The sequence below is a fragment of the Mycobacterium sp. JS623 genome, assembly GCF_000328565.1.
Classification (GTDB): Bacteria; Actinomycetota; Actinomycetes; order Mycobacteriales; family Mycobacteriaceae; genus Mycobacterium.
The window spans coordinates 5583291-5602206 of sequence record NC_019966.1; the positions used below are offsets into that span (position 1 = coordinate 5583291).

19 protein-coding genes are annotated in these 18916 nt (G+C 66.8%); 8 read left to right on the plus strand and 11 right to left on the minus strand.

Annotated features, from left to right (window positions below; translation table 11 throughout):
* Nucleotides 1-90 precede the first annotated feature (90 nt).
* Together MYCSM_RS27115 and MYCSM_RS27120 are read right to left on the minus strand one after the other, a co-directional pair.
* Nucleotides 91-999: an adenylate/guanylate cyclase domain-containing protein gene (locus MYCSM_RS27115; RefSeq protein ID WP_157681406.1), complete on the minus strand. Its 909-nt coding sequence runs from the start codon at nt 997-999 to the stop codon at nt 91-93.
* Between the two features lie 32 nt (nt 1000-1031).
* On the minus strand, nt 1032-1910 hold the full coding sequence (locus MYCSM_RS27120; protein ID WP_015309376.1) for an aminodeoxychorismate lyase: 879 nt from the start codon (nt 1908-1910) through the stop codon (nt 1032-1034).
* A 33-nt stretch (nt 1911-1943) separates the two neighbouring features.
* On the opposite strand from MYCSM_RS27120, the gene ygfZ reads away from it, so the two are divergent.
* Nucleotides 1944-3017, plus strand: a complete 1074-nt coding sequence (gene ygfZ / locus MYCSM_RS27125; protein WP_015309377.1) for a CAF17-like 4Fe-4S cluster assembly/insertion protein YgfZ — start codon at nt 1944-1946, stop codon at nt 3015-3017.
* Nucleotides 3018-3167: 150 nt separating this feature from the next.
* Nucleotides 3168-3353 (plus strand): DUF3073 domain-containing protein, encoded by a 186-nt coding sequence (locus MYCSM_RS27130; RefSeq protein ID WP_015309378.1) that lies wholly within the window; start codon nt 3168-3170, stop codon nt 3351-3353.
* A gap of 3 nt (nt 3354-3356) precedes the next feature.
* On the opposite strand, the gene purM is transcribed toward MYCSM_RS27130, so the two are convergent.
* Entirely contained in the window at nt 3357-4430 is a 1074-nt protein-coding gene (gene purM / locus MYCSM_RS27135) for a phosphoribosylformylglycinamidine cyclo-ligase (RefSeq protein ID WP_015309379.1), read from the minus strand.
* A gap of 108 nt (nt 4431-4538) precedes the next feature.
* Between purM and MYCSM_RS27140 the strand changes: the two genes are divergently transcribed.
* Nucleotides 4539-4970 (plus strand): cupin domain-containing protein, encoded by a 432-nt coding sequence (locus tag MYCSM_RS27140; protein WP_015309380.1) that lies wholly within the window; start codon nt 4539-4541, stop codon nt 4968-4970.
* Nucleotides 4971-4994: 24 nt separating this feature from the next.
* Nucleotides 4995-5954 carry an NAD(P)H-binding protein gene (locus tag MYCSM_RS27145; protein ID WP_015309381.1) on the plus strand — a complete coding sequence of 320 codons (960 nt, stop codon included), beginning with the start codon at nt 4995-4997 and terminating at the stop codon, nt 5952-5954.
* Here the strand turns inward: MYCSM_RS27145 and purF are convergent.
* Together purF and MYCSM_RS27155 are read right to left on the minus strand one after the other, a co-directional pair.
* A complete protein-coding gene (purF, locus tag MYCSM_RS27150) occupies nt 5951-7474 on the minus strand; it encodes an amidophosphoribosyltransferase (RefSeq protein WP_015309382.1) in 1524 nt (507 codons plus the stop codon). The two genes, MYCSM_RS27145 and purF, sit on opposite strands and share 4 nt — an antisense overlap.
* Before the next feature lie 125 nt (nt 7475-7599).
* Nucleotides 7600-7998 (minus strand): sterol carrier family protein, encoded by a 399-nt coding sequence (locus MYCSM_RS27155; protein WP_015309383.1) that lies wholly within the window; start codon nt 7996-7998, stop codon nt 7600-7602.
* Between the two features lie 16 nt (nt 7999-8014).
* On the opposite strand from MYCSM_RS27155, the gene MYCSM_RS27160 reads away from it, so the two are divergent.
* Entirely contained in the window at nt 8015-9220 is a 1206-nt protein-coding gene (locus MYCSM_RS27160; RefSeq protein WP_015309384.1) for an MCE family protein, read from the plus strand.
* Nucleotides 9221-9260: 40 nt separating this feature from the next.
* On the plus strand, nt 9261-9683 hold the full coding sequence (locus tag MYCSM_RS27165) for a PPOX class F420-dependent oxidoreductase (RefSeq protein ID WP_015309385.1): 423 nt from the start codon (nt 9261-9263) through the stop codon (nt 9681-9683).
* Nucleotides 9684-9685: 2 nt separating this feature from the next.
* On the opposite strand, the gene MYCSM_RS27170 is transcribed toward MYCSM_RS27165, so the two are convergent.
* The 4 genes from MYCSM_RS27170 to purL are packed head-to-tail and all read right to left on the minus strand — an operon-like array spanning nt 9686 to nt 15150.
* Nucleotides 9686-10483 carry an SDR family NAD(P)-dependent oxidoreductase gene (locus tag MYCSM_RS27170; protein WP_015309386.1) on the minus strand — a complete coding sequence of 266 codons (798 nt, stop codon included), beginning with the start codon at nt 10481-10483 and terminating at the stop codon, nt 9686-9688.
* Nucleotides 10480-11130: an Rv0804 family intramembrane glutamic endopeptidase gene (locus MYCSM_RS27175; RefSeq protein ID WP_015309387.1), complete on the minus strand. Its 651-nt coding sequence runs from the start codon at nt 11128-11130 to the stop codon at nt 10480-10482. The genes MYCSM_RS27170 and MYCSM_RS27175 overlap by 4 nt, the downstream gene beginning before the upstream one ends.
* A complete protein-coding gene (locus MYCSM_RS27180; RefSeq protein ID WP_015309388.1) occupies nt 11130-12854 on the minus strand; it encodes an alpha/beta hydrolase in 1725 nt (574 codons plus the stop codon). Before MYCSM_RS27180 ends, MYCSM_RS27175 begins: the two co-directional genes overlap by 1 nt.
* Before the next feature lie 7 nt (nt 12855-12861).
* Nucleotides 12862-15150, minus strand: coding sequence for a phosphoribosylformylglycinamidine synthase subunit PurL (gene purL / locus MYCSM_RS27185; protein ID WP_198345125.1), 2289 nt, complete (start codon nt 15148-15150; stop codon nt 12862-12864).
* Between the two features lie 77 nt (nt 15151-15227).
* Here purL and MYCSM_RS27190 point away from each other — a divergent pair, with 77 nt between their 5' ends.
* Both MYCSM_RS27190 and MYCSM_RS35375 read left to right on the plus strand, forming a co-directional pair.
* Nucleotides 15228-17039 carry a thiamine pyrophosphate-requiring protein gene (locus MYCSM_RS27190; protein ID WP_015309390.1) on the plus strand — a complete coding sequence of 604 codons (1812 nt, stop codon included), beginning with the start codon at nt 15228-15230 and terminating at the stop codon, nt 17037-17039.
* 22 nt (nt 17040-17061) lie between these two features.
* Nucleotides 17062-17211, plus strand: coding sequence for a hypothetical protein (locus MYCSM_RS35375; protein ID WP_157681407.1), 150 nt, complete (start codon nt 17062-17064; stop codon nt 17209-17211).
* A gap of 49 nt (nt 17212-17260) precedes the next feature.
* Here the strand turns inward: MYCSM_RS35375 and MYCSM_RS27195 are convergent, their stop codons facing one another.
* Nucleotides 17261-17608, minus strand: a complete 348-nt coding sequence (locus MYCSM_RS27195) for a VOC family protein (RefSeq protein ID WP_015309391.1) — start codon at nt 17606-17608, stop codon at nt 17261-17263.
* Between the two features lie 15 nt (nt 17609-17623).
* Nucleotides 17624-18883 carry a M18 family aminopeptidase gene (locus MYCSM_RS27200; protein ID WP_041315096.1) on the minus strand — a complete coding sequence of 420 codons (1260 nt, stop codon included), beginning with the start codon at nt 18881-18883 and terminating at the stop codon, nt 17624-17626.
* Between the last annotated feature and the right edge of the window lie 33 nt (nt 18884-18916).

Below are 18916 nucleotides of genomic sequence, written 5' to 3' on the forward strand. Positions count from 1 at the left end.
CACATGTCCGTAAGTCAATCAATTGGTCGGACCACCTCCTTCCTTGTGTACGGCCGACCGTACCCGCGCATCCGCACGGCGACAACCGATTTAGGGCGCATTCGGACGCTCGAACCAGCGCACCCGCTGGGCAGCGACTGGTTCGTGCTTGCCCTTGACGGACAGCTGCTCGAGCGGTCCGGCCGGTTCGTCCAGAAATTGAGCGAGGCGCTGCGCCACCACGACCTCGCCGCCACTGGCGAAGGACTGCAACCGCGCCGCGGTGTTCACGACATCGCCGATGGCCGTGAAGTCACTGACTGCGGTTTTCCCGCCGATGTTGCCGACGAACGCTTCGCCGTAGTCGAGGCCTATGCCGAGGTCGAGCACGGGACCGTCGAGGCTGCCGTAGCCAAGACCTTCGAGCAGCAGGCGCGCATGGTCCAGCATCACCTTCGCCACCGTCCGGCGATCCTCGTCCTCAGGCCTCCACGCGCTTCTGGTGACGAAAATGGGCAGATACAGCGCCATCACCTCGTCGCCGATCAGCTTGTCGATCAGCGCTTCGGGGAAGAGCACGTCCTCGGCGACGGCATACAAGCGTCGCAACAGAGCGCTGGCCTCCTGCGGCGTGATGGACTCCGAACGCGTGGTGAACCCGCGCACGTCGGCGAACATGACACCGACCTCTGTCGTGATGCCACCCGGCGGCGCCAACTCGACACACGTCGCGCACAGGTTCGGATTCTTCCGCGACGGGCGAAAGCCCAATGGCCGCACGAAGCGGCTGCCGATGCCGGCGAACGGCGCGCCGCACATGCCGCACCGCGGGCTCGACGGCAGTGAGCGCAGCACACGATGGACCGCCCGCGAGCTCGTGACCGTGGAGAACTCCAAGTAGGCCTGCCAGTCATCTGACGTCAGCGGCTGGCCGGGCCGCAGTCCGGCGTGCCTTACCAACCGCCGCAACGCCATCCGCTGGTAGCGCGTCAGCCGTTGACCTGTCGAACCGTCCCCCACTCATCCAGAATGGCGCACTTTCAACAGCGCGGTCAGCGATCCGACACGATTGCCGCGTCGACCAGTTCGGTGATTTCGCCGGCCAACGGCGCTGAGCGCAGCAGCTTGCCGTCCAGCGTATGCACCCGCGCCGCCAGCGTGATGCTCGAAATCAGCCAAACTCCTTGTGCTGCAAGGAGATCGGTGGGTCGTAGCGTTCGGTAATCGCAGTCGTAACCCTTGTTGCGCGCCACCTCGAAGAGCGCCTGCTGCGTGGTGCCACGCAGAATCGGATACCACGGCGGCGGTGTCAACAGCGCGGGGCTTCCATCGAGTTCGGTCGCAATTACCACCGTCGATCGCGGCCCTTCGAGCACGTGACCGTCGGAGCTGACGAAGATCACGTCGCCGGCCCCGTGCCGCTCGGCGTGCCGCAGCGCGGCCATGTTCACCGCGTACGACAACGTTTTCGCGCCCGCCAGCAGCCACGGCATATCGGCCGCGCCGTCGGCGGCCAGGCCCCGCGCCAGCGTCAACGCCGCCACGCCCTGACGCCGGGCTTCGGCGACCCGCGCGGGCAACTGCCCGATCGTCGCGAAGGCGGTCGGCGGCGATCCGCTCTCCCGGCCCCGGCTGTAGACCAGCCGCAGCACGCCCTCGCCGCCCCCGTCGGCGATCCAGCGCTCGACTCCTGCAGCGACGGCCGCCCGCCACCGCGGCAGGTCGGGGGCGGGCAGGTCGGTCATCCGCGCGGACTGCGTCAGCCGCGCCAGGTGCGCCTCCAGCAGACAGGGTCGACCGTCGCGCACAAGCAGCGTTTCGAAGACACCGTCACCGCGCACCGCCGCCAGGTCATCCGCGAAAAGCAGCGGTGCCGCAGGGTCGCGCAGTTCGCCGTCGAGGGTGACGACGATCCCGGGTTGGCTCGCCATGGCGTAGAAGCGTAGACCCGTAAAGTTGGAGTCATGTCCGCAGTTCCCGCGCCTGAGACCGGACCGGACGCAGGTGCCGTGTGGCACTACGGCGACCCGCTTGGCGAGCAGCGCTCGGCCGCTGACCACGCCGTCGTCGTCGATCGCTCCCATCGGGCCGTGCTGACGCTCACCGGCAATGAGCGCAAGAGCTGGCTGCACAACATCTCCTCACAGCACGTCAGCGACCTTCCCGACGGCGCTGTCACGCAGAATCTGAGCCTCGACGGGCAGGGCCGTGTCGAAGATCACTGGACCCAGACCGAGCTGGACGGCGTCACTTATCTGGACACCGAGCCATGGCGCGGCGAACCGCTGCTGAGCTTCCTGCGCAAGATGGTGTTTTGGTCTGACGTCGCGATCGAGCCGGCCGAATTGGCGGTGTTGTCGATGCTCGGCCCGAGGCTGGCCGACACGCAGGTGCTCGCCACGTTCGGCGTTGATGAGCTGCCGACGGAAAACACCGCGGTGGCACTGAAGAGCGGCGGGTTTCTACGCCGGATGCCAGCCGACGGCATCGAGTTGGACCTCGTGGTGCCCCGCGATCAGGCCGCGCAGTGGCGGCAGCGACTCGTCGACGCGGGTGTGCGGCCCGCGGGTGTGTGGGCCTATGAAGCGCACCGGGTGGCGGCGCTGCGGCCGCGCCTCGGCGTCGACACCGACGAGCGGACCATCCCCCATGAGGTCGGCTGGATCGGCACCGCTGTCCACCTCGACAAGGGTTGCTACCGCGGCCAGGAAACCGTCGCTCGCGTCCACAACCTGGGCAGACCGCCGCGCATGCTGGTGCTCGTCCAGCTCGACGGTTCGACGGACCGGCCTGCCACCGGTGATCCGCTTCTGACCGGCGGGCGCAACGTCGGAAGGCTGGGCACAGTTGTCGACCACGTCGACGAGGGCCCCATCGCCTTGGCGTTGCTCAAGCGTGGCCTGCCCGCCGACACTCCGTTGACCACCGGCGGGCAGACGGAGGTCGCCGCGGTGATCGATCCCGATTCGCTCCCGCCCGCCGATGCGGTCGGGGCCGGTCGACTCGCGGTGGAACAGCTGCGCGGTCGCGGGCGTTGAGCCAATTGCCTGACTCACGGCTCAGCCGTGGATGGGCCTGCCAGCACACGACAGCCGGGCACGGTAAAGTATTGGCAGGACAATAAAGACACACAGATCGGAGCCGCCTAAAAATTGGGCCGCTCCGTTATTGCGCGAGGGGGTACCCCCATGGGCCGCGGCCGGGCTAAGGCAAAGCAGACCAAGGTTGCTCGTGAGCTCAAATACAGCTCACCGCAGACGGATTTCACCCAACTTCAGCGCGAGCTGGCTGGGTCGGACGGCTCTGACGATCTCAATGGCACCGACGGGTCTACCGACGAGTGGGCGCCCGACGAGGACGACTGGCGGCGTTAATCCCTAGAAGCGGGGGTGCTGGCCCACCAAGCTGGCACGGGGGCTGTCCTTGCTGCCCTTCTTGATGGTGCCCAGGGTCCAGCAGTCCAGGTGCCTAGCGGTCAACACGGCGAGTGCGCGGTCGGTGTCCTCCGGCGCGACAACGGCCACCATGCCAACACCCATGTTGAATGTCTTCTCCATCTCGACCCGGTCGACGCGGCCACGCTGCGCGATCATCCCGAACACCGGCGCGGGGGTCCACGTCCCGCGGTCGATCTCCGCGACGAGGCCCGGTGGGATGACCCGTTCCAGGTTCCCGGCCAGCCCGCCACCGGTGACGTGGCAGAACGTCCGCACCTGGGTTTCAGCGGCCAGCGCAAGGCAATCCTTGGCGTAGATGCGGGTCGGCTCCAGCAGCTCTTCGCCAAGGGTGCGACCGAACTCCTCGACGTGGCCCGCCAGGTTCATCCGGTCGATCTCCAACAGCACCTTGCGCGCCAACGAGTAGCCGTTGGAATGCAAACCCGTCGCGGCCATCGCGATGATCACGTCGCCGGGCTTGACCCGCTCCGGTCCGAGCACGTCGTCAGCCTCCACGACCCCGACGCCGGTTGCCGAGATGTCGTAGTGGTCGGGCGCCATCAGCCCAGGGTGTTCTGCGGTCTCACCGCCGAGCAGCGCGCAGCCGGCCATCACGCAGCCGTTGGCGATGCCTGACACCAGTTCGCTGACCCGTTCGGGAACCGTGCGGCCGATGGCGATGTAGTCCTGCAGGAACAACGGCTCGGCACCGCACACCACGAGGTCGTCGACGACCATCGCGACCAGGTCGATACCGACCGTGTCGTGCTTGTCCATGGCCTGGGCCACGGCCAGCTTGGTGCCAACACCGTCGGTCGACGACGCCAGCAGTGGCTCGCGGTAGCCGCCGCGTAGCGCAAACAGTCCGGCGAATCCGCCGAGCCCACCGCGCACTTCGGGCCTGGTGGCTTTCTTGGCCAGCGGTTTGAATAACTCGACGGCGCGGTCACCGGCTTCGATGTCCACCCCAGCCGATGCGTAGGAGATTCCGTGTTGTTCGGCTTGATCCGTCATCGACAGCAAGGCTACCGTCGTTGCCCACCGGTCGGTGACCAGTCGATCATCGTCGCTTCCCGCAGATCGCCTCGCGCGATTGGGTGCGGTGTGAGAACGTGACCGACCATGAAAACAGTTCGCTGGTTTGCGCTCGTTGCCACGGCGATCGTGCCGGCTTCGACGGTCCTGTCCGCGACCGCGTCGGCGACCCCGGGGGTCAACATCGACGCGGTCGTCATCTCGCAGGCAACCGTCAACGGAACCGACTACACCACCAAGGAGATCACCATCCAGCCCGGCGGCAGCACCGGCTGGCACTATCACGACGGCCGGGTGTTCGGCGTGGTCCGAGAGGGCACGCTCACCCGCACCATGGCGGACTGCACGGATGTCGTCTCCCCTGAGGGCTCGGCGGTCACCGAGGACAGCGGGCCGAATCACGTGCACATCGGCCGCAACCTGGGCCCCGTCCCGGTGAAGCTGTGGATCGACTACATCGCGCCGGCCGGCAGCCCACAGGCGGTGGATGTGCCCGATCCGGGCTGCGGCGTCGCCTGACCAGAATTTGGGTATCCGGCGTCGGTGTCGACCGAAAAGACCCGCTGCCTGGTAACGGGAGCAACCGGCTACATCGGTGGCCGGTTGGTGCCGGTGCTGCTGGACCGTGGCCATGTGGTGCGCGCGCTGGCACGCAACCCGGACAAACTGGCCGCAGTGCCGTGGCGGGAACGCGTGGAGGTGATGCGCGGTGATCTCGGCGAACCGGATTCGCTGACAGCCGCGTTCGAAGGTGTCGACGTCGTCTTCTACCTCGTGCACTCGATGGGCACTTCGCAGGACTTCGTGGCCGAGGAAGCCAGCTCAGCGCGCAACGTCGTCACGGCGGCGCGCCGCGCGCATGTCAAGCGACTGGTGTATTTGGGCGGGCTGCATCCGCCCGGCGTCGACCTGTCCCCTCATCTGCAATCCCGGACGGCGGTCGGTGACATCCTGCTCGAATCAGATATCGAAACAGTGGTGCTGCAGGCTGGGATCGTAATCGGTGCTGGCTCAGCGTCATTCGAGATGATGCGGCACCTGACCAACCGGTTGCCAGCGATGACGACCCCGAAGTGGGTGCACAACCGCATTCAGCCGATTGCGATCGACGACGTGCTGCATTATCTGGCCGAGGCAGCCGAGGTCACGGTGCCGGCATCACGCACGTGGGATATCGGCGGGCCGGATGTGCTTGAGTACGGCGACGCGATGCAGGGCTACGCCGAGGTCGCCGGCCTGCGCAGACGGCTGATTGTGGCGATACCGTTTCTGACTCCGACGATCGCCAGTTTGTGGATCGGGCTGGTTACGCCCATGCCTCCCGGCCTGGCGCGACCTTTGATCGAATCCTTGGAAGTCGATGCGGTCATGGCTGACCACGACATCGACTCGGTGATACCCCCACCGACGGACGGGCTCATCGGATACCGAGACGCCGTCGCACGCGCATTGCGGAACGGTCCATTACCAACCGATCCGCAGTGGGCGCACGTCGGGCGTTAGGGCCTGCGCAGCGCTGAGGCGTTGTCGTTGTCGACCTGCAGCGGAATGCCGGTGCGCGCCGCGGTGGTGAGCATCTGCTCGATGACGTTCTTGCCGAGGGCCGTTTCGCCGGGCAGTTCGATCGGGTAGTTACCGTCGAAGCAGGCGGAGCACAACCGCGACGCGGGCTGCTCGGTGGCGGCGATCATGCCCTGCTGAGAGATGTAGCCCAGCGTGTCGGCGCCGATTGCGTGCCGGACGGCCTCGAGCATTTCGCCCTTGCTTTCGACGGCGTTGGCGATGAGCTCGGCCGGCGTCGCGAAGTCGATGCCGTAGAAGCACGGCCACTTCACCGGCGGCGAGGCGATCCGCACATGCACCTCGACGGCTCCCGCCTCGCGCAACATCCGCACCAACGCCCGCTGCGTGTTGCCGCGCACGATCGAGTCGTCGACGACGATCAGCCGCTTACCGCGGATCACTTCCTTGAGCGGGTTGAGCTTGAGCCGAATGCCCAACTGCCGGATGGTCTGCGACGGCTGGATGAAAGTCCGTCCCACGTAAGCGTTTTTCATCAGGCCCTGCCCGTAGGGGATGCCTGACTGCTGGGCGTAACCAACCGCCGCGGGCGTGCCGGATTCGGGCACGCCGATCACCAAGTCGGCCTCGATCGGGTGCTCTCGGGCCAGTTCCCGGCCGATGTCGACGCGCGTCTTGTGTACCGAGCGGCCAGCCAGCGTGCTGTCCGGCCGGGCCAGGTAGACGTACTCGAAGACGCAACCCTTCGGTTCGGGGTTGGCAAACCGCGTGGAGCGGACACCGTCGGCATCGATGGCCAGCAGTTCGCCGGGCTCGATGTCGCGGACGAACGACGCGCCGACGATGTCGAGCGCGGCGGTTTCCGAAGCGACGACCCAGCCGCGGTCGAGTCGGCCCAGCGACAGCGGCCGGACGCCGTAGGGGTCGCGGGCCGCGTACAGGGTGTTCTCGTCCATGAACGTCAGGCAGAACGCGCCGCGCACGGTCGGCAGCAGCTCCAGGGCCGCCTGCTCGAGCGTGGAGTCCGCAGCGCCGTGGGCGAGCAGCGCGCCAAGTATGTCGGAGTCCGTCGTCGCAGCGGGAGCGCCGCGGGTGCCGAGCAGGCCCGCCTCGCGGGCCCGGGCGGCCAGTTCGGTGGCGTTGACAAGGTTGCCGTTGTGACCGAGCGCGACGCCGGTGCCTGCGGCGGTGTTGCGGAACACCGGTTGGGCGTTTTCCCACGTGGTGGAGCCGGTGGTGCTGTAGCGGCAGTGGCCGACGGCGACGTGGCCTTCCATGGCGGCCAGCGTCTGCTCATCGAAAACCTGGCTGACGAGGCCGAGGTCCTTGAACACGAGCACCTGCGAGCCGTCGGCGACGGCGATGCCTGCCGCCTCTTGGCCGCGGTGCTGAAGCGCGTACAGGCCGTAGTAAGTGAGCTTGGCGACTTCTTCGCCCGGCGCCCAGACGCCGAATACGCCACACTCTTCGCGGGGTTCTGGATCGGTCTGCGGGCCGGTCACAATATGGCTGCTCCCAGGGCGGGGTGGGTAGACGTGTTCAGTCTACGGCTACCAACCGGTAATCACGGAATCGCGGCAGGGTGTCGCGTGACACCACAACAAACTGTCGGGCCGCGACATTTCCACTAGCCGCCATCGATAGCGACAAGCGGCAGCCACTGCCCGATCTCGCCGGCACGTGACCCGGAGAGCTGCAGAGCGCCGGTTGCCGCGGCGTCAGTGACGGTCTGCAGGCCGGTGGCCAGCAGCAGCCAGGTGCGCGCGTCGGTTTCGACGACGTTGGGCGGATTGCCCCGCCGATGCTCGGGTCCCGAAATGCATTGCACCGCAACGAACGGTGGCACCCGCACCTCGACGCTTGACCCCGGAGCGACGGCCGCCAGTGTGCGCGCGGTCAACCGCACCGCATCGCCCAGTTCGGATCGACCCGGTTCGGGGCGGCGGCCGGGGTCGCGCAACCACTCGGCAAGGCTGGACACCGCGGCGCGGGTCTTCGCCGGATCGATACTGCGGCGGGCGGCCATACCTTAGATTCTCAAAGTGCTTGTCGACCGCCACCGACCGCCCTACAAAACGGCCGGTGCGATCTTTCTGCTGATCGTGGCGGCCACCTCAGCGTTCAGCTATTTGGAATTTCGTGGGGCGCTGGACACGAAGACTCAGCTGACATTGCTGTCACCACGCGCCGGCCTCGTCGTCGAACCGGGTGCGAAGGTGACCTACAACGGCGTTCAGATCGGCCGTGTCACGCGTATCGGCTTGACCGACGAGCGCGGCACACCGATGGCCAAACTGACGCTGGACGTGAAACCTGGCTACCTCAAATACATTCCGGCCAATGTCGCGGTCGAGATCCAGGCCACTACGGTGTTTGGCAACAAATACATCTCGTTTAGTTCGCCGAAAAATCCCTCACCACAACGCATTACGTCTCAGGATGTGATCGACGCGTCGTCGGTGACCACGGAGTTCAACACGTTGTTCGAGACGGTCACGGCGATCGCCGAGCAGGTGGATCCGATCAAGCTCAATCAGACGCTGACGGCGACGGCCGAAGCGCTGACCGGGCTTGGCGACCGGTTCGGCGAATCGCTGGAGAACGGCAACCAGATCGTCGGCGACCTGAATCCGCAGATGTCACAGATCGCCGCTGACAACCGCGCGGTGGCCGACTTGGCCGATGTGTACGCCGCCGCGTCGCCGGATTTGTGGAACGGAGTAGACAACGCGGTGCGGACCGCGCAGACCTTCAATGAGCACCGCGCCGATATCGACGAGGCGCTGATGGCCGCGGTCGGCTTCGCCACCGACGCCGCCGACAGCTTCGAACGCGGCGGCCCGTATCTGGTTCGCGGCGCCGCCGATCTCGTCGCGACGACGCACCTGCTCAACGACTACCAGGGCGAGATCTTCTGCACGATCCGCAAGTTCTCGGATGTGCAGAAGCGCTCGGCCGCGGTGCTCGGCGGCAACGGCTACTCGCTGGCCTCGGAGTCCGGGGCGCTCGCCGGCGCAGGCAATCCCTACGTCTACCCCGACAATCTGCCTCGGGTGAACGCGCGCGGCGGTCCCGAGGGCCGTCCCGGCTGCTGGCAGGACATCACCCGGGACCTGTGGCCTGCGCCGTATCTGGTGATGGACACCGGCGCATCGATCGCGCCGTACAACCACGTCGGACTCGGTCAGCCATTGTTCGTCGACTACGTGTGGGGGAGGCAGGTCGGCGAATACACGATCAACCCGTGACGGTTGACTTCAACAATTGTTGAGGTTTTACGTTGGGGTCATGACGTTCAAATCGGATGAACTCGATTTCCTGAAGCAGGCAGACCTCGGCCGGTTGGCCACCATCCAGCCCGACGGCACGCCGCAGAACAGCCCGGTGGGTTTCACCTACAACGACGAACTGGGCACCATCGACATCGCGGGCTACCGGATGTCGAAGAGCCAGAAGTTCCGCAACATCGCGCACAACAACAAGGTGGCGTTCGTCGTCGACGACATCACCTCACGCGACCCGTGGCGGGTGCGCTGCCTGGAGATCCGCGGCACCGCCGAACAGGCCGAGATCCCGCCGTCGCATGGGGCGGCCGGAGACGAGCTCGACACCGCGATCATCCGGGTGACGCCGCGGCGCATCATCAGCTTCGGCATCGACGATCAAGTGAGCGAACCGCATCAACTGCAGGCGGATCGCCGCGACGTCTGACGTCAGTCGGGGAAGCCGAACAGCTTGACGACGCCGTGATCGCGGCCCGCGGTGTAGCCGCCGTCCACCGCGATCGCGTGGCCCGTGACGAACGACGCATCAAGGGAGACAAGGAAAGCCGCCATGGCGGCGATTTCGTCCGGCTGGCCACGACGGCCCAGCGCATGCTCCTCGGTGATGGACTGCAACGGGCCTTCCATGCCCTCGAGGCCCATCACGTTGGTCAGCATCGGAGTGTCGATGAACCCGGGGCAGATGGCATTTGCCCGAATTCCGCTGGGGCCGTAGTCAAGTGCGATGTTCTTGGTCAACAACACAACGCCTCCCTTCGAGGCGTTATACGCGCTGCCGCCTGCGGTGCCTTCGAGGCCCTCGACGCTGGCGAGCGTGACGATTGAACCGCGCTCGCCGTCGACTCGCGGTTGGTCGATCATCCTGGCCAGCGCGGCCTTGGCTACCAGGAACGTCCCGGTCAGATTGATTGCGATCACGCGTTCCCATTCGGAGCGCGGAAGCAGGTGGACCGGACCGCCACCGGCCACACCCGCCGCGTGAACAACGCCGTCGAGTCGATCAGGTACCGCGCCGAACACGGAGCCGACGGCAGATTCGTCGCTGATGTCGGCCGTCACAAACTCGAACTGCGCGCCGAGATCGTCTGGCGGGGCGGCCAAGTCGGTGCCGACGACGGTCCCGCCCTCGGCCAATAGCCGACGAGTGGTCGCAAGGCCGATGCCCGACGCGGCTCCAGTGACGACGAATGTGCGCGAACGCGCGCGATCAGCATTGACCCTGGTCAATCGGTGCTCCTTCCGTCCGCGGGCGACCCTGGCCGCCGCGCGCGCCGTTGTGCGCCAAGTGCGGCCAGCCCAGCGGCCTCGTTCACCGCCAGGTGCGCCAGCATCGGCGCGGCCAGACTGCCCGACCGGGCATGCAGCCAGCCGAACAACCAGCCGCCAATGCCGGTGAAGACCACGGTGCCCAGCACCGGTTGGCCCGTCACTCGCGCATCGACGATGTGCCACAGCCCGAAGGCCGCAGCTTGCAGCAACCGGCCGCGGGTGGGCCCGAACGCCGACTCGGCGACGGTGCCCAGCGCGGCGCGGTACGCGGCTTCCTCGGGCCAGACGGTGCCGATCGGGATGCTCAACAGCAGCCAGCGGCCGCGGTGCTCGGGCAGATCGCGCACGGCCATCGCCCTGCGTACGGGTGGCAACGTACTGATCGCGAAGACTCCGAGCGCCGCCGCGCCGCCTGCCACGACGCCGTAGCGGATGCCGGACCACAACGCAGGCGGCCGCAGGCCGAGCGGCGAACGGGTGACCGCGACCAGTCCGGTGCCCAGCGACGCGTTCGGAATCGGATGCCAGCGCACGCGCGGTGCCGCGAAGCTCCATCCCACCATCGCCGCGGCCAACCCGACCGCGCGTAACTTGCTGGGCCGCATCAGTATTCGGGCCCGTCTTCGGATTCCGTCTTCTCCAGTGCGACGCGGATGCGTTCGGTGTCGTGCGGCGTCCAGCCGTCGGGCGGGGCAACGGCGGCCCAACCGTCGAGCACGAAGTCGCCGTAGTTATGGCCGTGGCCGCCGGGCACCGACGAGGCGTTCGTCATGTCGGCGGCAACCTGCCAGAACGTGATGATCGGATACCAGCGCATCGACGCGGTGCGGTCGCGGCCCGGCGGCTCCTTCAGCCAGTCCGGCCGATTGAGGAGCAGGTCCTGCGACCACCACACGATCGGGTCCGACGGATGCTGCAGGAACAGCACTCGCGTGCCCTCCCACGGCGACATGGTGTCGTTGTGAATCTCGTTGGCGTTGATGCCCTGCGAGAACCGCACAGTGCGCCCGTTGTCGTAGCGTGGGTCGACCGCCGTGGTACCCGGATCGCGCCGCGCGATGATTCCGCTCCAGAGCGGACTGGCGTTGGGCGGACCCACCCACAGCACCGACGAGAACCCCATCTGCGAGATGTCCGGCAGCCAGTCGAACGCGCCCTGTCCGGCCATCGAGCCGAGGCTTTCGCCGTAGAGCACCAGCTTCGGCCGATGATCGGGTGGCAACTTCAGCCATCGATCGTGGATGGCGTCGATCATCATCCGGCCCGATCGCATCGACTTCGCTTTGTCGCCGAGGAACGAAATCCAGCTCGGCAGAAACGAATACTGCGATCCGACCAGCGCGGTGTCGCCGTTGTACATCATCTCCAGCGCTCGTGCGGCGATCGGGTTGATCCACCCGGTGCCGGTCGTCGGGATGATGACGAGCAGTTTGCGATCGAAGGCGCCGGTGCGCTCGAGTTCACTCAGCAGCACCGCCATTCGGCTTTCGTCGTCTTCTGCGGTGTTGAGACCGACATACACGCGCACCGGCTCCTTGGCCGGTTTGCCATTCAAACGGGTGAGCTCGTCGGCGTGCGGACCGGTGGCCACGAAGTTGCGTCCCTGGAATCCAAGGGTGTCCCACTGCGCGAAAGACGTTGGACTGCCGGACCGTTCGGACTGTTGCGGCTGCACGATGCCCTCGCGGGTCGTGGTGTTCTGCGGCTGGAACACCCGGTTGGCGCCTGCCAGGAAGCCGCGCACCAGCACACCGTTGATCAGCGTGATGGCCAGCACCACGACAATCGCGGTGCCGATGAACAACGCCATCTCGTCGTGCAGATGCCAGCGCCTGATGAGGAACCGCGCCATCACCTTGATCAGGTCGAGCAGCACCCGCGCCGCCCCGACGCACACCGCACCCACCAACACCGCGACGATCAGTGTGCGCATGTAGCCCAGCGTGGTCGGGCCCTGCATGCCCATCACCGCCGACACCTGACGCTGCCACACCGCCGAAGGAATCATCATCAGCACACACGCCGTCGCGGATCCGGCAACGATCACCGCCTTCACCGCGTACATCACCCGCTTAGCGGGTGGCCACCACTCGCGGCGACGTAATACGAAGCGCCGCAACACCTTTTCCAGAAATGCGCCGATGCCGTAGCCGATCGCGGCATTGAGCCCGCCGATCAAACCCTGGAACAGCCAGTCACGCGGCAACAGCGACGGGGTCAGCGATAGGCAGAAAAACAGCGCCCCGAATGCGATTCCGGTGAAGTCGAGGTGGACCAGGCTCCACGCCCAGACCAGTAGCGGATGTCGTTCGCGAGGCGCCCCAGTCACCCGAAGGTCACCCGAACAAACCGGGAAGCACGCCCTCCGACGTGCTGCGCAGGTCCTCCAGGGAAACCGTGAACAAGCCTTGTACTTCTATCGCGTCGCTACCGTCGTCCACCACGCCGATGCGCACTGCGGGCAGTCCGCGCGCTTCACACATCGCGCTGAACCTGCTCTCCTCCGTGCGCGGCACAGCGATCAGCACCCGACCCGCGGACTCGGAAAATAAGAACGTAAATGCACCTGTGCCTGATTCAAAGCCTTCGGGAACCACAATGCGGCAACCGGTTTCGCCCGCAAGGGCAGCCTCGACGACCGCCTGCATCAGGCCACCCTCCGACAGATCGTGTGCGGCGGACACCAGCCCGTCGCGTGACCCGGCGGCGAGCACCTCGGCGATCAACTTCTCGCGTTCAAGGTCCACCCGCGGAGGCACCCCGCCGAGGTGATCCGCGGTGACCTGAGCCCAGATCGACCCGTCGAACTCGTCGCGGGTCTCGCCGAGCAGGATCAAAGTCTCCCCCGGTTCGGCGCCGAGGCCCGTCGGGATGCGGCGCTTCACGTCATCGATGACACCGAGCACGCCGACCACCGGCGTCGGCAGGATCGGTGTGGTGCCGGTCTGGTTGTAGAAGCTGACGTTGCCACCGGTGACCGGAATGCCAAGCGCCACACAGCCGTCAGCGAGGCCGCGGACGGCCTGGCTGAACTGCCACATGACGCCGGGGTCCTCGGGCGAACCGAAGTTGAGGCAGTTGGTCACCGCCACCGGCTTCGCGCCGGTGACGGCGACGTTGCGGTACGCCTCGGCCAGCGCGAGCTGTGCGCCGGTGTACGGGTCGAGCTGGGTGTAGCGGCCCGATGCGTCGGTGGATACCGCGATGCCGCGGCCACTGGCCTCGTCCACGCGCAACACGCCGCCGTCGGCGTGTTCGGCGAGCACGGTGTTGCCGCGAACGTAGCGGTCATATTGCTCGGTGATGAAAGCCCGGCTGCACAGGTGCGGACTGCCAACCAGCGCAAGCAAAGTCGCCTTCAGCTCGTCGCCCGTCGACGGCCGCGGCAGGTTGGCCGACGTGTCGGAGTTCAAGGCGTCCTGGGTGTCGGGACGCTGCACGGGACGCTCGTAGACCGGCCCCTCATGCGCGACCGTGCGGGGTGGCACGTCGACGACCGTCTCGCCGTGCCAGGTGATCTGAAGCCGGTCGCCGTCGGTGACCTCACCGATGACCGTCGCCAGCACCTCCCACTTGCGGCACACCGCCATGAACTTGTCGACATTCTCGGGCGTGACGACCGCGCACATCCGTTCCTGCGACTCGCTCGACAGGATCTCGGCCGGCGTCATGTTGGCGGCGCGCAGCGGAACGGTGTCCAATTCGATGCGCATGCCGCCGTCGCCAGCCGACGCGAGTTCAGATGTGGCACAGGATAATCCAGCGCCACCGAGGTCCTGGATGCCGACCACCAGATCCGCGGCGTACAGCTCAAGACAGCATTCGATGAGCACCTTCTCCATGAAGGGATCGCCCACTTGTACCGAAGGTAGCTTCTTACGGCCCGGCGCCCCGCTCTCGTCGCCGCCGAACGTCTCTGACGCCAGCACCGAAACGCCGCCGATGCCGTCGAGGCCGGTGCGCGCGCCGAACAGGATGATCTTGTTGCCCGTGCCCGACGCGAAGGCCAGATGCAGATCTTCCTTGCGCAGCACCCCGACGCACAGCGCGTTCACCAACGGGTTACCGGCGTAGGAGGCGTCGAAGACGGTCTCGCCGCCGATATTGGGCAGCCCCAGCGAGTTTCCGTAGCCGCCGATGCCGCGCACCACACCGTCGACCACCCGGCGGGTGTCGGGCGCGTCGGGTGCGCCGAACCGCAGCTGGTCCATGACGGCGACCGGGCGTGCGCCCATCGCCATGATGTCGCGGACGATGCCCCCGACACCGGTGGCCGCGCCCTGGTACGGCTCGATGTAGGACGGGTGGTTGTGCGACTCCACCTTGAAGGTGGCCGCCCAGCCGTCGCCGATGTCGACGACTCCCGCGTTTTCGCCGATGCCGGCCAGCATCGCCGCACGCATCGCATCGGTGGTGGTCTCGCCGAAGTAGCGCAGATGCACCTTGGACGACTTGTACGAGCAGTGCTCGCTCCACATCACCGAGTACATGGCCAGCTCGGCGTCGGTGGGGCGACGGCCGAGGATCTCGCGTATCCGCTGGTACTCGTCATCCTTCAGGCCAAGTTCACGAAATGGCTGAGGATGATCGGGAGTGGCGGTGGCGTGGTCGACGGTGTCAGCAATATTCAAGCCGTGGGTTAGCTCCGACGTCACCCGGCCAGTCTAGTTTGGCCCCGATCATCGGGGGTATCGCGACGCGTATGGGCCAAACCGTCGCCGATTACGTCTTGTCCCGGCTGCGTGAATGGGGTGTCGGCCAGGTCTTCGGCTATCCCGGCGACGGGATCAACGGGCTGATCGCCGCGTTCGGCAACGCGGACAACCAGCCGAGGTTCATCCAGTCGCGCCACGAGGAGATGTCGGCTCTCGCTGCGACCGGATACGCGAAGTTCTCCGGCAACGTCGGCGTATGCCTGGCGACGTCCGGGCCTGGCGCAATCCACCTGCTCAACGGGCTCTACGACGCCAAACTCGACCACACGCCGGTCGTCGCCATCGTCGGACAGACGGCACGCAGCGCGATGGGCGGCAGCTACCAGCAAGAGGTCGATCTGCAGTCGTTACTCAAGGACGTCGCGAGCGACTACCTGGTCGAGGTCAACGTCGCCAGCCAGCTGCCCAACGCTCTTGATCGGGCGTTCCGGACCGCGCGGGCACGGCGGGCCCCGACGGCTGTAGTGATCCCGTCGGATCTGCAGGAGGAGGCCTACGAGCCGCCCGGCCACGCGTTCAAGCAGGTGCCGTCGAGTGCGCCGCACGACGTCGAGCCGATGCTCGCCGCGAATCCCGACGCGATCGCGCTCGCCGCCGACATCCTCAACGGCGGATCTCGAGTCGCGATTCTGGTCGGCCAGGGCGCACGGGGTGCGGCGGGCGAAGTCCACGAGGTGGCCGAACGCACCGGCGCGGGGGTCGCGAAGGCACTGCTGGGCAAGGACGTGCTGTCCGACGACCTGCCGTATGTCACGGGGGCGATCGGCCTGCTCGGCACCAGGCCCAGCTATGAGCTGATGCGCGACTGCGACACGCTGCTGATCGTCGGCTCCAACTTCCCGTATAGCCAGTTCCTGCCTGAGTACGGCAAGGCCCGCGCGGTGCAGATCGACATCGACGGCGCCAACATCGGCATGCGCTACCCCACCGAGGTCAACATCGTCGCCGATGCGAAAACCGCTCTGGCCGAACTGCTTCCGTTGCTGACCCGCAAGACCGAGCGGTCGTGGCGGGACACCGTCGAGGCCAACATCGCGCAATGGTGGCAGACGGTGGAACGGCAGGTCATGCTGTCGGCCGATCCGGTGAACCCGATGCGGGTGGTCTGGGAGCTTTCCAGCCGGCTGCCCGAGAACGCGATCGTCACCGGCGACTCGGGCTCGTCGACCAATTGGTATGCGCGCTGCTTGCGGTTCGGCGCGAACATGCGGGGCTCGCTCTCCGGGACGCTGGCGACGATGGGCCCGGCGGTGCCCTATGCGATCGGAGCCAAGTACGCGCATCCGGATCGGCCGGTGATCGCGCTCGTCGGCGATGGCGCCATGCAGATGAATGGGCTGGCCGAATTGCTTACGGTTCGCAGGTATTGGCGGCAGTGGTCGGACCCGCGGCTGGTGGTGTGCGTGTTCCACAACAACGACTTGTCGCATGTGACATGGGAGCTGCGCGCGATGGGCGGCGCCCCGAAATTCGAGGAGTCGCAGGCACTGCCCGAGGTGTCCTATGCCGACGTGGCCCGCACGATGGGGCTCAAGGCGATTGCCGTCGACGACCCCGACGCAGTGGGGCCGGCGTGGGATCAGGCGCTGGCGACGCCGGAGCCGATCGTGCTCGACGTGCGGACCGATCCGGAGGTGCCCCCGATCCCGCCGCACACCACCTACGACGAGATGAAATCGATGGCCGAGGCCATCCTCAAGGGCGATCCGAATGGCTGGCATGTGGTCAGTGAACTCGCGAAGAACAAAGCGGCTGAACTGTTTACGCGTGCGGGTTTGTCCCCCAAAAGCGACGGGTAGGCGACTTTTGAGACGCAAACGAATGGCGCGAGCGCCGCGACATGAGACCTACATCAGCGACGCCGAGCGTGAGGGCGACAACGAGGTTGCCGAACTGGTCCGCAAGGCACAGGCCGACAGCAGGAAGGGTGCCGAGGCAGGCAAACATCTCTTGGCACAGCGCATCAAGTGATCTCGCCGCCACCGAGTCCGAGGCCCATCAGGTGCAGCGGCCCCGGCAATCAGCCACCATCGGTGACGCAGAACGCGTTGCCCTCGGGGTCGGTCAGCACCACCCATGCGACGGGGCCCATGCTGTGCCGGCCCTCTTCGCTGGCACCGAGATCGACGAGCCGCTTCACCTCGGCGTCGACATCGGCCGCCGAGAAATCGAGGTGGATCTTGTTCTTCCCCGGGGTGGGGTCGGCGACCTTCTGAAACAGCAGCTTGGGCCCCGGTTGCCGTTCGACGGCAACGTATTCGCCGGGGACATAAGGGGTTAACTGCCCACCTGCGGCCTGTGCCCACCACTCGGCGGCCTTGTCCGGATCGGTGGTGTCGAACGTGATCGATTCCACATTGAGCGCCATGGCGCTGACCCTAGATCAGAGGGGCGACAAAAAAGCCTGAAGCGCCGCAGAGTAGGCGGCGACGTCGGCGGCGCCCATCACCTCACGCGCGGAATGCATGGCGAGTTGCGGGGCGCCGACGTCGACGGTCGGGATGCCGGTGCGCGCCGAAGTCATCGGGCCGATGGTGGAACCGCAGGGCAGATCGGCGCGATGCTCGTAGCGCTGCAGCGGCACGCCCGCCTGCGCGCAGGCCAGCGCGAACGCAGCCGCGGTGCGCCCGTCGGTGGCATAGCGCAGGTTGGGTTGCACCTTGACCACCGGACCCGCGTTGACCTCGATCAGATGGCCCGGCTCGTGCCGCTCGGGATAGTTCGGATGGGTGGCGTGGGCCATGTCGCCGGACGCCACCATCGACGTCGACGCCCGCCGAAGGAAGTCCTCCCGGCTGCCGCGCGCCGCCAACGTGATGCGCTCCAGCACTGTCGGCAGCAGCTCGGATTGCGCGCCGTGGTCGGACTGCGAGCCGACCTCCTCGTGGTCGAATAGGGCGAGCACCGGAACGTGGTCGGTGGGTTCGACGGCCAACAGGGCTTCGAGCCCCGCGTAGCAGGTGGCCTGGTTGTCCAGCCGGGGTGCGCTCACAAGTTCTTGGTTAACGCCGCCCAGCCGCGACGGCGTCAGGTCGTGCGTCATCAGGTCGAAGCCCAGCACGTCAGCTTCCGCGACGCCTGCATGCTCGGCGACGTAACGAAGGAAGGATCGGCTGCCGCTGCCCACCCCCCAGACGGCGTTGACGTGCCGCTGCGGGTCCAGGGACACCGCCTTGCGGTCCTCGGCGAGGTGGATGGCCAACTGCGGCACGCGCAGGATCGGTTCGTCGATGCGAACCAGCCAATGGTCGAGCGTGTTGCCGACGCGTAGCGATAGCCTCCCGCTGACGCCGAGATCGCGGTCGAGCCACGAGTTCAGCCACGCCCCGCCGTAGGGCTGCAATGCGACGACCTGCCAGCCGGAGACAAAGCGGTCGGGGTGTTGCTTGACCCGCAGGTTGGGGCTGTCGGTGTGCGCGCCGACGATGCGGAAGGGCGCGTTCGCGTCGCCGCCGGCGATCCAGGCCACCAGCGAGCCGGCGCGCACTGTGAAGAAGCGACCCGATGCGGGCCAGGCGTCGGCTTCGGAGAGCTCGGTGAATCCGGCGTCGACGAGCCGCAGGGCCGCCGTCGCGCAGACGTGGAAGGGCGACGGTGACGCGTCGATGAACTCGCACAGCCCCTGTGCACTCGCCCCGGAAATCCCCAAGTCGCTACGCTCCTGCCCGCCGAACCA